The following is a 15,001-nucleotide window of genomic DNA, read 5'->3' on the forward strand; positions in this document are numbered from 1 at the left end:
GCAGTGCTTTCTTTTATGTCCCGACCGATGTGTAAGCATAGGTTTTAGGGACGAAATGAAACGGTTATTTACAGTGTTTATCATGGCGATTTTTGCCATGTTCAACTCTCTGTCTGGCGTTTATGCGCAAAGCGTAACAGGCTGGACACTCAACATTAATGCTGACAAACAAAGTCCGCTGGCGGCCGGTACTGAGATTGAGTTTGCTGCGACTGTAAATAACAGTGATAACTTCCCGACCACGCCGACGAGCGTTGCATTTACGATCCCAGCATCGGTTAAGTTTTACGGCCTTGATGTTGATAAGGACGTTTTCAGCGGTTGCGCCCCAATGCCAGCCATTGGCGTAGAGCTGACTGAAGATGCGATAATTACCTGTGAAGTGCGTATACTTCAGCCGCAGGAAAGCGTAACCGCTAAAATCCGTTTGAGCCCTCAGAAAGAGGGTGTTGTCGTTTTTAATGGTAAAATTGCCAAGAACGGCGCTGAGCAGAACCGCAGCATTACTGTTAACAAAGGCGCTGACTTAGCCCTGACATTGAATGCTCCTGCTGAAGTTAAGGGCGGTGGCAAAGTTAACTTTACCGCGACTGTTAAAAATGAAGGCCCGTATCCGTCAAAGGGTTCAACACTTACCTTCCCTGTCCCTGCAGGTATTGTGATGGACCAGCCGATGAAAAATGGCTGCACATTGTCGGGCAATACTGTCACTTGTGAAATCAAACAGGAAATTGAGCCAGGCCAGTCTCTGGATTTTGATTTTTCCGGACAGGTAACAGTCGGAAACAGCTCCAACATTATGATCGATGCGAAAGTGATTGGAAATTCGCCGCTTGATCCGAATGTTTTAAATAACGGTAAAACTGCCAATATCAATGTTATTGCCGGTATTGATGTAAGCCTGAGCAAGATGCGCTCACCGCAAGGTCTTATTCTAACCGGTTATCCGGTTGAATTTACTTTGACGCCACAATTTGCCGGTGACGAGCCTTCACAGGCAACGATTAAAGATGTCTTGCCGGAAAATTATGAATTTGTTGGTTTTGGAGATCTGGCCGGCACCGGTTGGGCTTGTACTTTAACCGGCAGAGAAGCGGTGTGTGAATATACCAAATCCGCTGACAGCCAATATAAGACGCCGATCAAAATTAACACTACGGCAATTAAGGCGACGCATGACGGTCAGGGAGCCGGTGCGCCTGTTTATAATCAAGCGACAATAACATCTGAGAATGAAGACCTGGATTATGGTGACAATAACATCGCTACTGACGGTGGTGCGAGTATTGTTGACCCATATTTTGATTTGGAAGCTGATAAAACAGGTGGGCCGGACTACGGTCTGGTCATTGTCGGCGAAGAATATCAATATACGCTAAAAAGCAAGAATATTGGCAATTCCGGCTTTGACGGCAAATTGACTATAACCGATCATTTGCCTGCAAATATGACGGTAACAGATGTTGCTGTACCAGCCGGTTGGACTTGTTCTGCATTGCCGATGACCGGGCCCCGTAATTTTGTTTGCGAGACGGATCAATATACATCTGAAGAACCGTTGAAGCCGGGGGCTACTGCCGGACCTGTTACTCTGACCGTTAAAATGGAGCAGAGTGGTAAGTTTACCAATTCGATGACCGTTTCAGGGCCGGATGGTGCAGAAAAGCCAAACCTCTTGGGTAATAATACTGACTCAATCGGCGGTAATGCTGGTTCTGAAAAAGAAGAAACTCTGGCTGATCTTGAGATCAGGAAGACGCTGCAGACACCTGCAATTGTCAAAGCTGGTGATCCGCTTAAATTTAAGCTTGAAGTTATCAATCACGGCAAAGCACTGGCAACCGGTGTTGTTATTGATGATACGCTGAAAAATATTGTCGGCGGCCCATTGGGTGGTCAGGCAACCATCGCAGTGACAAGCTCAAGTGGTATCGTTTGTACGCAGCCTTCAAGTGGTGCTACGGAAGTTCAGCTGAAATGTACAATTGCAAGTCTGCCGGTTCATGAAGCGGGTAAACCTTATCCGTTCATTGAGATCAGTACATTTGCCGGTGACGAAGGTGCGCAAAAGAATACGGCTGTTGTTTACTCCACCGAAACGCCGGATGGTAATCAATCTAATAATCAATCATCGGTTGATTACACTGTTGAACCACTGACAGATGTAACGGTTATTAAATCCAGCTCGTCTGAAAAGACTGGTGCGCCTGCGGGGCAGAGTCTGGTTTATACCATTGCAGCACGTGTCAAGGGTAACGGTCTGAGTGGTGCGGACAATGTTGTTATTGAAGATAAGTTGCCAGTCGGTGTTCGTTTCGTTGGTATTGCCGAAAATGGCGCAATCTGTTCGACAAGCCTCAAGGAAGGTGAGGTCGTCACTTCTGCCAATAACACCATCACTTGTACATGGGCGCGTTTAGAAAACGGCACCCAGAAAGAAGTGGCTATTGAGGTTAAGCCTTCGACCGGTCAGGTTGGAGATGAGCTTGTCAATAATGCAACGGTCAGTACCACGACTGAAGAAACAGATAAGACCAACAATGCAGCCAGCGTTTTGGTGGAAATTCTTGCGCCTGCGCTTGATCTTTTGGTGACCAAAACCGATACGGTTGATGGTGAGCAACATGATCCGGTCGAGAAAGGCACCAATACAACTTATCTGATTGTAGCCAAAAATGATGGCCCGTCGGATGCGTATAATGTCAATATTGTTGATACATTTCCGGCAGCCGGTTTTTCCTATGATAAAGTAGAGGGTCAGTCGGCAGGCCTTACCTGCTTACCACCAAATGTGAATGCTGGTCAGGCAGGCGGAACGCTTACATGCTCTATTCCGGTGCTTAAAGCCGGTGCTGAAGTGCAATTCAAAGTCCAAATGAAGTCTTTGGCACGCGGCACTTATCAGAACAAAGTTGTAATAACTTCGGATGAAACAGCTAAAAACTATGACCGTAATCCGGCTAATAATGCGGATGATGAAACAACCACTGTTCGTGTGAAGTCCGATGTCAGCGTTATTAAAACAGCTGATAAAAAAATTGTTGACTTGCGTGAAAGTTTTACTTGGACGCTTACGGTTGAAAGCCTGTCAGGTGACGGCCTTGAGGTTGCTGAAGATGTTATTCTCACCGACACTTTGCCGGAAGGCATGGTGCTGACTGAGGTACCTGAGATTACCAGCGGTAAAGGTGGTTCGTGTCTCGGTGTTGTCGGTACACGTCAGATCAGATGTGAACTTGGCGATATGGAGCCGGCGGAAAAAACCGTCATTAAACTTACCACCAAGATTACAGATATGAAGGCAGAGGCAATGACCAATGCCGCTTCTGTCACGACAAAATCTTTCGACAAAAACTCAACGAATAATACGGATGACGACAGTGTTCAGACTGTCCTTGGTGGTTCGGTCAGCGGTAAAATCTTCGTCGATTTCAACGAAAAAGCTGATTTCAATACTGGTATGGATACCGGCGTCGACGGTGTGACCGTTACTCTGACTGGTAAAGCTCAGCATGATAATGAGAAGCTTACTTTTACAGTAATCACGGATAGCAATGGTAATTATAATTTCACAGGCGTTCCTGCCGGTGAATATCAGGTCAGCTACAGCAATGTGCCGAACAGCAGCAAATACCAGACCGGTGTTTCTGTGCCTGGTACCAATGATTATAATAGTAGCAAGACCTCATCAGTGAACAACACAACCCTTGGTTCGGTTGTCATTGAAAAAGATTCCAAGAGTGTTGAGAATAACTTCACACTCCACGTCACGCCTTCGGTTGGTCTGAGCAAGGTAGCCAATGCACCTGTTTCAGCGGGTGATGGTACTTATACTGTCACATATACATTCACAGCCAAAAACCTCAGTCAGGAACCGTTGAAAGACATCACGCTGACGGATGTTCTGAATGGTGGCGCACAGAATTTTGGTTCTCCATCAGCGGATAATGTTCCGCAGCCAGGGTTCTACAAGGTTACATCCGTCAGCACGAACAGCGGCACTTTGTCGTCTGCTTTTGATGGTGCAACCAATACGCTGATCGTTGGTAATGCCGTGCTGCAGCCGAATGCAACGCTGATTGCCACTGTAGTCGTGCGGGTTAATCCTGACAAACCATGGAAAGCCAATCCGCTTGTTCTGACCAATCAGGCAGATGTTACAGCAGTCGGTGAATATTCCGGCAAAACCGGCATTGCGGACAAGTCAGACAACAGAGCCGGTGGTGAAAACTATCCGAACCGGAATGTGCCGACGACCGTTAATATTGTACCGGAAGCAGCAATTAAGCTGGAAAAAACCGGTGCACGCATTGGCGGAACTGGCGAGATTACAGCCGGTGACGTGATTGAATATACATTTAAAGTTACCAATACCGGTAAAACACCGCTCTTTGATGTGGTTGTAACCGATCCGAAAACTGGTCTGGTCTGGACTGCGAATACAAAGATTGCAGAACTCGCCGTTGGCGCCAGTAATGATACGGCCTTTAAAGCGACCTATGTCGTCAAACAGACAGATATTGATAATGGTACGCTGGAAAATACAGCGAGGACTGAAGGGACTTGGGGTAACATTGGCGGCACCCCGCAAACGGTTACTTCAACAGATAAATTTGACCTGCCGCTGAGCGAACCTGCTCTGACTTTTGAGAAAAAGCTGAAGCAGTCAGACGTTAAGACCCCGTCAGTTGTCGGTGACAAGATCACCTATGAATTCACAGTCACCAATACCGGTAACACGACATTGAACAATGTTGTGATTACAGATGAATTGGCTGGTGTGGTAGATGCTGGTGCATTCAATATCGGTACACTTGCACCGAAAGAAACGAAGACTGTTGAGGCTTATTATCTGCTGAAATTGCAGGATATTAATGCCGGAAAAGTCGTCAATAAAGCACTGACCACCGGCACTTATGGGCCGGATGACAAGAAGATCACCACACCGCCTTCAGAGGTGGAAGTTCCGACCTATCGTGATCCGAAGCTGACGCTTTTAAAGGCATTAAGCTCGGTTGTGCCGGAACCAGCCTATGCCGGTGATATGCTGGAATGGACTGTGACAGCGACCAACGAGGGCAATGTCACTCTCTATAATATCAAAGTCAGCGATCCGCTGGTGGGTGCAGTTATCGCACCGGCATCTCTTGCTTCATTGGCACCGGGTGAAAGTGGTACATTTACGGTTAAAACACCGATCCAGCAGAACCATCTGAATGATGGTCAGGTGGTCAACACTGCCAAGGCTGATTTTGAAGACCCGACTGGCCCGCAACCGCCGGTGGATTCTAATGAAGTTGTAACGCCGCTTGCACATAAGCCTTCGATCAGCCTTGAAAAGGTGGCTATTCTTGATGGTCTGAGCAATCCGGCAAAGATCGGTGATGAACTTCGCTACAGCTTCACTATCCGCAATACCGGTAACGTCGCGCTCAATGGTTTGGTTCTGACCGATCATCTTGAGGGTGTTGTTATCGATGCGGCTGACATCACTCGTCTGAAAACACTGGCCTTACAGCCGGTGAATGCTGCCAAAGACAATGACGCGGAAGTTCAAACTGTTGTTTACGGTACTTATAAGCTGAAGGTTGCCGATATTAATGCCGGTAAGGTTGAAAATACTGCCGACGTTAAGGGTATTCCTATGCACGGTGACAAGACCCCTGTTACCGATGACAGCAGCACCGATACACCACTGGATCGCGACCCTTCCATCAAGCTTATCAAAACACTGGAAGCTTCTTCATTGCCGAAGCCTGCTAAGGCTGGTGACGTTATCAAGTTCAACTTTGCCGTCCACAATACCGGCAATGTGACTCTGGAAAAGATCCGCATTGTTGATTTGGTTGCCGATGTGCAAGTCATCAATCAGTCTAGCTGGACTGGTCCGTTGGAGCCTGGTGAAGCCAACACGGATGCTTTCACTGCAACCTATGCATTGAAACAGTCTGATATTGATGCAGGTACCTTTGCCAATACGGCAAAAGTCTTTGGTTCCAGCGTGAATGGTACACCGGATGACGTAACCGATATTTCCGGTACCGATCTGACCAATGACGATAAAACGGTTGTTGAACTGGAAACTTCGGCATCGGTGACGATTGTCAAATCGGAAACACATTCTTTCTCCTCGCCGTCACAGGTGGGTGAAGTTATCACCTATTCCTTCCTCGTCACCAACACCGGCAATCTGACACTGACCAATGTCATTGTGGAAGATCCGCTTGTTGGTCTCGTGCCGGATATGCCTTTCACCATTGCGACATTGTTGCCGGGGGATGCGAATGCGGTCACGCTGACAGCGACCTATAAAGTCACACAAGCCGATATTGAAAAAGGTGAAGTCGTCAATCAGGCCACTGTTACCGGTGACTATGTTGACCCTGCCGATAAGACCAAGAAACCGGTAACACCGGATGTTTCAGAGGAAATTAAAGTTCCGCTGGAGCAGAAGCCGGGTATTGCTGTCGTCAAGGAAGCGAACTCCAAGCTGACCGAGCCGGCGGAAGCCGGACAGGAAATTGAATATACATTCACTGTCCATAATACCGGTAATATGGTGCTGAATAATGTGGTTCTGAATGATCCATTGGCAGGTATCACGCCAAACAGCTTCACCATTGGCACAATGCAGCCGGGTGAGCAGCAGGTATTCACAGCCACTTACCCCATTACTGAAGCTGATATTGACGCTGAAAAGGTTATCAATCAGGCAACAGTGAAGGGCACCTATGGCGATCCGACTACGCCGAAAGACATTGAAGATCCTTCAGGTCCGACAGTGGATACAGATGAGCCGACTATTGTGCCGGTTATGCCTCCGCTGCCTGAGCTGGAAATCATTAAAAAGGGTGAATGGAACGACGCGAATGGCAATGGCTATCCGGAAGTTGGTGAGACACTCGAATTTACATTCGATGTTACCAACAAGGGGAATGCGCTGCTCAATAATGTGACTGTGCAGGATGAAGGTCCGCTTTTTGCAGGCAAACGCGGTACCAATCAGCTGTCCGCGATCACTCCGGCACCGGTGACCCTGAAACCAGGTGAAAGCCAGACTTTCAAAGCAACTTATGTGCTGTCACAGGCTGATATTGATGCAACTGCCGGTCTTCCGGAAACGCTGACCAATATTGCCTTGGCCAAGGGCGATCAGCGTAACGGCAAGCCTTATGAATCTGAGGAAGATAAGGCGAAAATCAATCTGCCTGCTACCGAGCCGTCATTGGTAAAAATTACGAAGCAGGCACTGCTGCATCAGGTTCGTCGTGGTGACCGCGTGCCTTACATCATTAAGGTCGAGAACACGTCGTCGAGCAATGCAGGCCCTGTGCATGTGATCGATACGATGCCTTCCGGTTTCCGCTATGTTGCAGAAACCGCCATTGTGAATGGTGACAAATCTGAGCCGGAGATCAGCGGTCGCCGTCTCCAGTTCAGGAATCTGAAGCTTGGGCCAAACAGCACAATCGAGATCCGTCTTGAACTGCTGGTTCTGAGTTCGGCGGGTCCTGGCAAGCACATCAATATTGCCACCGTAACGGACAAGGACGGCAAGCCGGTTGCACCTGATGCACAGGCGATTGTCGAGATCATGTCTGAACCTGTTTTCGATTGCGGTGAAATCATCGGCACTGTCTTTGATGACAAGAACCGCAATGGTTATCAGGATGAAGGCGAAAAAGGTCTGGCCGGTGTGCGTGTTGCAACCGCTAAGGGCTGGCTGATCACAACGGACGAATATGGCCGTTTCCATGTGCCTTGTGCAGCGATGCCGGATCAGCGCATCGGTTCCAACTTCATCATGAAGCTTGATACCCGCACGCTACCGACAGGCTACCGTCTGACGACTGAAAACCCGCGTGTTGTCCGTCTGACTGCCGGTAAAATGACCAAGCTGAACTTTGGTGCATCGATCAGCCGTGTTGTTCGTCTTGACCTTCAGGATGCAGCTTTTGAAGCAAACCGCGTCGAGCTGAAAAAGCAGTGGGCTGACAACCTGCCGCAGCTCGTGGAAGTCCTGAAACAGGAAATCTCGGTTCTGCGTCTGAGCTACAAAATGGCAGGCAATGAGCAGTCATTGGCCAAACAGCGCATGAAACATGTCCGCAAGCAGATCGCTGATCTGTGGAAGCGCAAAGGAGATAACTACCCGCTTGAAATCGAGACACGTGTGGAGGTGAGCAAATGAGCCGCTCAGTGAAAACCGCCACGCAATTTAAGGTTATGAAAATGTCTCAGTTCAAACTCGGTTCTTTCTCCCGTCTCGCTCTTCTGGCCAGTTCCGCACTGATGGCAGGCCATTTCTCAACCGTTTCAGTCTTGGCGCAAACCAAGACTGAAACCACCGAAGGTTCAGACCTGCGCGGTAAAATGTCGGATGACAGCTCGCTGCGTCATCTGACAATCGGCGAAAATACCGAAAAAGGTATTGCTGCCGATGCGGGCAATATTCCGTTCATGATCAGTGTGGATGGTGATACGGTTGAAACCAGTGCCTCGAAACCAACGGCTCAAACACCACGTCAGATTGATCGTGAGCGCAAAACCGATGTGGATTTGAGCAGCGTTGACATTCAGATCAAATTTGATGGTCTGGATGCGTCGCCGATCCTCAATGTTTCCACCATGCCGGTGCGTCGCAGCTACAGCGCCAATGAAACAGTCGAGTTTCTGGCAAGCACCAACTATCCGGCTTTTATTGAGCGTTCGGAAATCCGCATTTTCGCAATCGGTGACGGCAAATCGGTTGATAAGCCTGTGGCTGTTGTGCCGGTGAAAACCAATGCCAAAGCGCAATGGGTGATGCCGGCACAAGCCGATGAGCGTGAATATGCCTATGTGTTGCGTGTTTATGATGAAAAAGGCCGGTTCGACGAAACCGAAGCTCTGACTTTGCGCCGTAGCGAAAAGAAAGATATTTTGGGCGATCGTGCGGAAGCTGTTGCACCGGGTATGGGCGAAGACAGAACTGCACTTCGCAATATTCGCGTGCAGGGCGGTGCGGTAACAGTTCACGGTACCAATGTACCGGATGGCTATAAGGTCAAAGCTTTTGGTGAAACCATTCCTGTCGACCCGCAGCAGAAATTCGTAGTGCAGCGCATTTTGCGTCCCGGCGATCACGATATTGATGTCGGCATTAATGACGGCCTGAAAGGCGACGGTCTGGCCTTTAACCGCGATATCACTATTCCGGATAATGACTGGTTCTATGTCGGTTTGGCTGACATTACCCTTCGCAAGCGCAACGGCGACAGCGGTATTGAAGCTGTGCGTCCGGGTGAATATGACAGCACCACCACCAATGGCCGTCTGGCATTTTATCTTAAAGGTAAAATCAAAGGCGAATATCTGCTGACGGCTGCTGCTGACACAACCGATGACGAACTCGATAAGATGTTCCGTAATTTCGGCAAGCAGAACCCGCGTCATCTGCTGCGCAAGCTCGATCCGGATGATTATTATCCGGTCTATGGTGACGATTCCACTTTTGTGGAAGATGCACCGACCAATGGTAAATTCTATGTCCGTTTAGAGCATGGTGACAGCCGTGCAGTATGGGGTAATTTCAAAACCCGCATCACCGGCACAGAGTTCATGCGCTCTGACCGTGCACTTTATGGTGCGCAGGGCGTTTACCGTTCGGAAGAAACAACAAGCTTTGGCGAGCGTAAAACCGAAGTTGATTTATATGCTGCCCAGCCGGATACATTGCCGCAATATGAGGAATATCTGGCAACCGGCGGATCGGCTTATTTCATGCGCCGTCAGAATATTGTCGAAGGCTCTGAAACCATTACGGTTGAGTTCCGCGATTCAGTAACCGGTCGTGTTATTGAACGCCGTACACTCAGAGCCGGAGAAGATTACCGCTTTGATTATATGCAGGGCGTGCTGATCCTCAACCGTCCGCTTTCATCCTCTGCCGGCACATCCGATCCGGTGCGTGACGCTGCATTGGGCGGCAACAAAACCTATGTGCTGGCACAATATGAGTTTGAGCCGGTTGCCGGTGATCTCGACGGCTACAGCCTTGGTGGCCGTGGCCAGCAATGGCTGAATGACAATGTGCGCGTGGGTGTGACTGGCTATCAGGAAACTACCGGCACTGCCGATCAGAAGGCCGGCGGCGTTGATATTCGTGTGCGCCATTCCGACACCACGTTCATCGAGGGGGAAGTGGCCGGTTCTGACGGGCAGGGCTTTGGCTTTACCCGCTCCACCGATGGTGGTCTGACCAATAGCAACACCCTTGCTACCGGCAATAAAGGTCGCACTGCTCTGGCATGGCGCCTGAAAGGTCAGGTCGATCTGGCTGATCTTCAGGAAGACGGCGTGCAGGGTAAAATCGGTGGCTATTATGAAGAAAAAGAAGCCGGTTTCTCCAGCCTTTTTGACAATACCAGCGTCGATAAACGACTCTGGGGTGCTCATGCCGATCTGGATGTGACGGACAAAACCCGTCTGAAACTCATCTATGATGATTTCTGGGATGCGGACGGTCAGATCAAGCGTGAAGGCAAGACTTCCGTCAGCCATGAGATTGACGAATATTGGAAAGTGTCATTTGGTGTGACTTACACCGAACTGATGTCACCGACAGCGATCCGCTCAGGCAAAACCGGCTATGACGGTTCCCGCGTAGATACAGGTATGCGTATTGATTACCGTCAGGATGATGATCACCTTTACTATGTCTTCGGGCAGGTAACAGCCGGTCGCTCCGGTGATATCAAGCGCAATGACCGTATCGGTGTTGGTACAGAACTGAAACTGACCGATACAATCGGCACGCAGGCAGAGATCTCCTTCGGCACCAATGGTCTCGGTGGTCTGGCCGCACTGACCTATGATCCGAATGCCGATGATCATTACTATGTCGGTTACCGTCTTGATCCGGACAGAGCCTTTGATCTCAATCGTAGCTATGATCTGATTGGCCGTGATAAGGGAGCGATTGTCGGCGGTGTGAAGCGCCGTATGAATGATGTGCTTTCGGCCTATTCGGAAGGCAATTATGACTTGTTTGGTGTGCGCAGCGCGCTGACACACACTTATGGTGTGGTCTATACGCCGGATAATGTCTGGACATTTGACGGTGGTTTTGAAGGCGGACGTGTTCGCGACAACACCACAAATTCCTCTGGCGTTGAATATTCTGACTTTGACCGTTATGCGCCGTCGCTGGCCATCGGCTATAAGGACGAAGAACGCGGCATTACCGGTCGTTTGCGCGGTGAAGTGCGTGTCGAGCGCTCTGATGATCATACCCGTGACCAGAACACCTATCTGTTGGCCGGTGCCTATTCATGGAAAACCAATCCGGACTGGCGTACATTGGTCAGTGTGGATGCGGTTCTCTCTGATACGAAATCGGATGTCACTTCGTTCCAGAACACGGATTATGTTGAAGCCTCGTTCGGCTATGCCTATCGTCCGGTGGAAAATGATCGTCTGAACGCGCTGTTCAAATATAGCTGGCTCTATGACATGCCGGGCAATGGTCAGCTGGGCAGCGGTGTTTCCAATTATCGTTATGCGCCTGCACAGCGCAGCCATATTCTGTCGGCAGACTTCACCTATGATCTGGTGCCTTGGCTTTCAGTCGGTGCCAAATACGGTTTCCGTATTGGTGATGTGAAATACCGTCCGGCAGAAAATGATCACAAGTTTGACAAGAACTGGCAGCGTTCATCCGCCCATCTGGGTGTTATCCGTGCCGATCTGCATGTAGTTAAAAAGTGGGATCTGCTGCTTGAAGGTCGTGTGATGCATATGCCGGAAGCCAAAACCACCGATTTTGGTGCGCTGGCAGCGGTTTATCGTCATGTGGGCGAGAATTTCAAAGTTGGTGCCGGTTATAATTTCGGCCGCTTTTCGGATGATCTGCGTGACCTGAGCCTTGATGACCGTGGCATGTTTGTGAATTTTATCGGCAAGTTCTGAGCCGGATCACTATACGGATAATAACAATACGGGCAGCGAAAGCTGCCCGTATTGTTTCTGCGGTATTTTGCTAAATTCCAAGGATTTATATTGCTGAGCACGGATTGTAACATTCATCAGGCTTGTGACGTTAGAAGCCGCCTGAGCGTGCTTAGAGATTTTTCTTGTAGAACGGAACGAGCTTGGCGAGTGCTAGCCTGACCGGTTCTTCCTTGTCATACAGGTCGTAATGTGACCAGCCTTCGAGAAGCACAAGCTCCTTCTGTTTGGAGGCTGCGCGTTCAATAATCTCGCAGCCGTCGCGATAGGCGCCGAATGCGCCGACCTTATCACCGACCACGATGCAAAGCGGCTGTGTCAGGAGTACTTCCGCCAGATGAAAGGCGTCCCAGCCAACGGCTGCTGCCTGATGCGACAGGAGCGAGCGGTTCAGACCGTTGGGCTTTTGACCACGCGGTGTGCGGTAGTAATCAGTTGCCTCCAGCGGATCGCGATCAGTGATGCCTGCAGCGCGGGCTTCCTCAACAGAATTGGCAAGCAGATTGTCAACGTGAAGCTCTGCGCCGCGCGCTTCAGCTGTACGCTGTCTGGCCATTGCTTCCAGCGCGGCGATCGGATTGAGGGCAGTGAAATTACCGCGCATCAGACGGCCATAATTCGCGCCGGTAACGGTGCCAACCGCCTTGATGCGGCGTTCAGTCATCGCGGCATTGATTGAATAGCCGCCGCCACCACAAATGCCGAGTACACCAATGCGTTCTTCATCGACATAAGGAAGCGTCACCAGATAATCGGTAACATGGCGGAAATCTTCGACACGCAGTGTCGGGTCTTCGATAAAGCGCGGTTCGCCGCCGCTGGCACCCTGAAAGCTTGCATCAAAGGCGATGACAACAAAGCCTTCTTTGGCCAGCGCTGCGCCATAGACATTGCCCGAGGTCTGTTCTTTGCAGCTTCCGATCGGATGTGCGCTGATGATGGCCGGATATTTCTTCGTTTTGTCGAAATGCGGCGGGAAGTGGATATCGGCAGCGATATCCCAATACATATCGTGATTGTGGATTTTCACGGTTTCCATGATGTGATCTCCTTAATTCCGGAGGCGAGTGACATTCTCACTGGCCGGTTTACATGAAGGCAGGTTTGTCGCCACCGGTGTTTGGTTTGTTAATGCCGATATTGCGATTGCCAAGCGCACCGGTCGTTTCGGCTAATTTTACGACCAAGGCTGCCACGCTTTTGCGTGAGATCTCCGTGCCTTTAAAAGGCTCGTGGCGCTCAGTTGTTTCGTAGGTGACTTCGTCTGCATCGGTCAGCCAGGCAGGGCGCAGGACTGCATAATCCAGACCTGATGCCTCCACGAGATCGGCAGCCTTGCGATATGGTGGTATATATTCACCGATTTCCCGGTTGTTCCACGCACCGAATTTGCCGGGGACTTCGTCATAAATGCCAAGCGTTGTGCAGAAAATCAGCTTCCGCGAACCGGCATCTTTCATAGCGGTGATAATGGCTGCGGCTTGTGCATCGACATCTCCGGCAAGGTTCGCATAAACGACATCCTGACCGCTCACGGCATCTCTCAGCTTGGCAGTGTCGTGAACATCACCCTCAATCACACGGGTATTGTCAGGAATATCCCGACCAAGTTTCCTCGCATCGCGAAGAAATAGCGTCATCTCTGTGTCGCCACGTTCTGCCAGCATATCGACCACATGCTGTGCAATCTGACCGCTTGCGCCAAGGATTGCAATTTTCTTCATTATCTTGCTCCGTATATTCATTTCATGAATTTAACATAATCCACTCGACCTAACGGAAAAATGGGGGCATCCTTCAATCAGTTTGAAGCTGTAATTCATAATGAGCGTATAATGGACCGTAATCTTCTGCCTGCTCTTGCTGCCTTTGCGGAGGTTGCCCGCGAAGGGAACTATACCCGTGCGGCTGGTCGTATCGGTATTTCGCCATCGGCTTTGTCGCAAACGATCAGAATGTTAGAGCAGCAGCTCGGCGTTCGTCTGCTTAACCGGTCGACACGTTCGGTATCGCTGACAGATGACGGCCGGAAATTACTTTCCCAGATCGAACCGGGTCTTGCAATGATATCACATGCGGTCGTCGCTGTCGGTGAGGCACGCGAAAAGCCAAGCGGTGAAATCCGGCTGAACGCACCGCGGGTTGTCACGCATCATTTTATTGAGCCGTATCTCGGAGAGTTCGCCCGCCGGTATCCTGAGGTTCGCGTTGAGTTATTTGTCGATGACGGGTTGGGTGACATTATTCGGGAAGGCTGTGACGCGGGTATTCGCCTGCGTGAAAGTGTGACAGACACGATGGTTGCAGTACCGGTCACTCCGCCGGTTTCTCTTGCCGTGGTTGGTTCACCGGCTTATTTTGCAGCTAATCCTCCGCCGAGAGTGTTCAGAGATCTGACACAGCACAATTGCCTCGGTTTTCGTCTGTCGGGTAGCGGAGCTGTATTCCGCTGGGAATTGACCGATCCGCGTACAGGGGAGGAAAGGCTGTTTCAGCCTGCCGGAACATTCGCCACGAATAATGATGATGTCATGCTGAATGCTGCGCTTCAGGGTGTAGGTCTGGTGATGCATCTGGACTTTGCTGTCAGTCAGCATTTTGCATCCGGCGCTCTGGTGCGCGTGATGGAAGATTGGTGTCCGCCCTTTGATGGTTTCAACCTCTATGTTCCCTCACGGGATCAGATGCCTGCAAAACTACGCGTTTTCGTTGATTTTTTGGTTGAGAAGCGGCGGCAACTGGAGCGATAGAGCAATATGATTGAGCGCATTGCGTAAATCTGTAAGCAAATTGAGGATAAACTGTTTATTGTTCTGGAATTTTCAAATTGCTATTAACAATATTCCGGTCAGAATTATTAAATATACTGTAAGAATGATTAGCATAAGAGCTATGTACATTGTTCACCTGTTCAATTTTTTTGAAAAAGAACATCGGAACATTACCGTAATATTACGATATTTGTAATGAAATCACTCAAAGAAAATTCATTGTTATAATTTGCGTAATGTTG

Annotated in this window: 5 protein-coding genes; 3 read left to right on the forward strand and 2 right to left on the reverse strand. The window is 49.7% G+C overall.

The features are described from left to right. Positions 1 to 55: 55 nt before the first annotated feature. Both K1X45_RS13255 and K1X45_RS13260 read left to right on the forward strand, forming a co-directional pair. The gene (locus K1X45_RS13255; RefSeq protein ID WP_220159108.1) at positions 56 to 8,191 is read left to right on the forward strand and encodes an SdrD B-like domain-containing protein; all 8,136 of its coding nucleotides are present in this window, start codon (positions 56 to 58) and stop codon (positions 8,189 to 8,191) included. Further along, positions 8,188 to 11,949 carry a TonB-dependent receptor gene (locus K1X45_RS13260; protein WP_220159109.1) on the forward strand — a complete coding sequence of 1,254 codons (3,762 nt, stop codon included), beginning with the start codon at positions 8,188 to 8,190 and terminating at the stop codon, positions 11,947 to 11,949. The genes K1X45_RS13255 and K1X45_RS13260 overlap by 4 nt, the downstream gene beginning before the upstream one ends. Before the next feature lie 151 nt (positions 11,950 to 12,100). On the opposite strand, the gene K1X45_RS13265 is transcribed toward K1X45_RS13260, so the two are convergent. Together K1X45_RS13265 and K1X45_RS13270 are read right to left on the reverse strand one after the other, a co-directional pair. Then, positions 12,101 to 13,027, reverse strand: coding sequence for an alpha/beta hydrolase (locus K1X45_RS13265; protein WP_220159110.1), 927 nt, complete (start codon positions 13,025 to 13,027; stop codon positions 12,101 to 12,103). A 49-nt stretch (positions 13,028 to 13,076) separates the two neighbouring features. Continuing rightward, positions 13,077 to 13,712, reverse strand: coding sequence for an SDR family oxidoreductase (locus K1X45_RS13270; RefSeq protein ID WP_220159111.1), 636 nt, complete (start codon positions 13,710 to 13,712; stop codon positions 13,077 to 13,079). Between the two features lie 111 nt (positions 13,713 to 13,823). Here K1X45_RS13270 and K1X45_RS13275 point away from each other — a divergent pair, with 111 nt between their 5' ends. Next, positions 13,824 to 14,738, forward strand: coding sequence for a LysR family transcriptional regulator (locus tag K1X45_RS13275; protein WP_220159112.1), 915 nt, complete (start codon positions 13,824 to 13,826; stop codon positions 14,736 to 14,738). The last annotated feature ends 263 nt before the right edge of the window (positions 14,739 to 15,001 follow it).

The organism is Pseudochrobactrum sp. Wa41.01b-1 (assembly GCF_019464455.1).
GTDB classification, from domain to species: domain Bacteria; phylum Pseudomonadota; class Alphaproteobacteria; order Rhizobiales; family Rhizobiaceae; genus Pseudochrobactrum; species Pseudochrobactrum saccharolyticum.

Excerpts from the sequence above, each read along its gene's own strand:
- K1X45_RS13255 (WP_220159108.1), top strand. The coding sequence starts at position 56 with ATGAAACGGTTATTTACAGTGTTTATCATGGCGATTTTTGCCATGTTC.
- K1X45_RS13260 (WP_220159109.1), top strand. The coding sequence starts at position 8,188 with ATGAGCCGCTCAGTGAAAACCGCCACGCAATTTAAGGTTATGAAAATG.
- K1X45_RS13265 (WP_220159110.1), bottom strand. The coding sequence starts at position 13,027 with ATGGAAACCGTGAAAATCCACAATCACGATATGTATTGGGATATCGCT.
- K1X45_RS13270 (WP_220159111.1), bottom strand. The coding sequence starts at position 13,712 with ATGAAGAAAATTGCAATCCTTGGCGCAAGCGGTCAGATTGCACAGCAT.
- K1X45_RS13275 (WP_220159112.1), top strand. The coding sequence starts at position 13,824 with ATGGACCGTAATCTTCTGCCTGCTCTTGCTGCCTTTGCGGAGGTTGCC.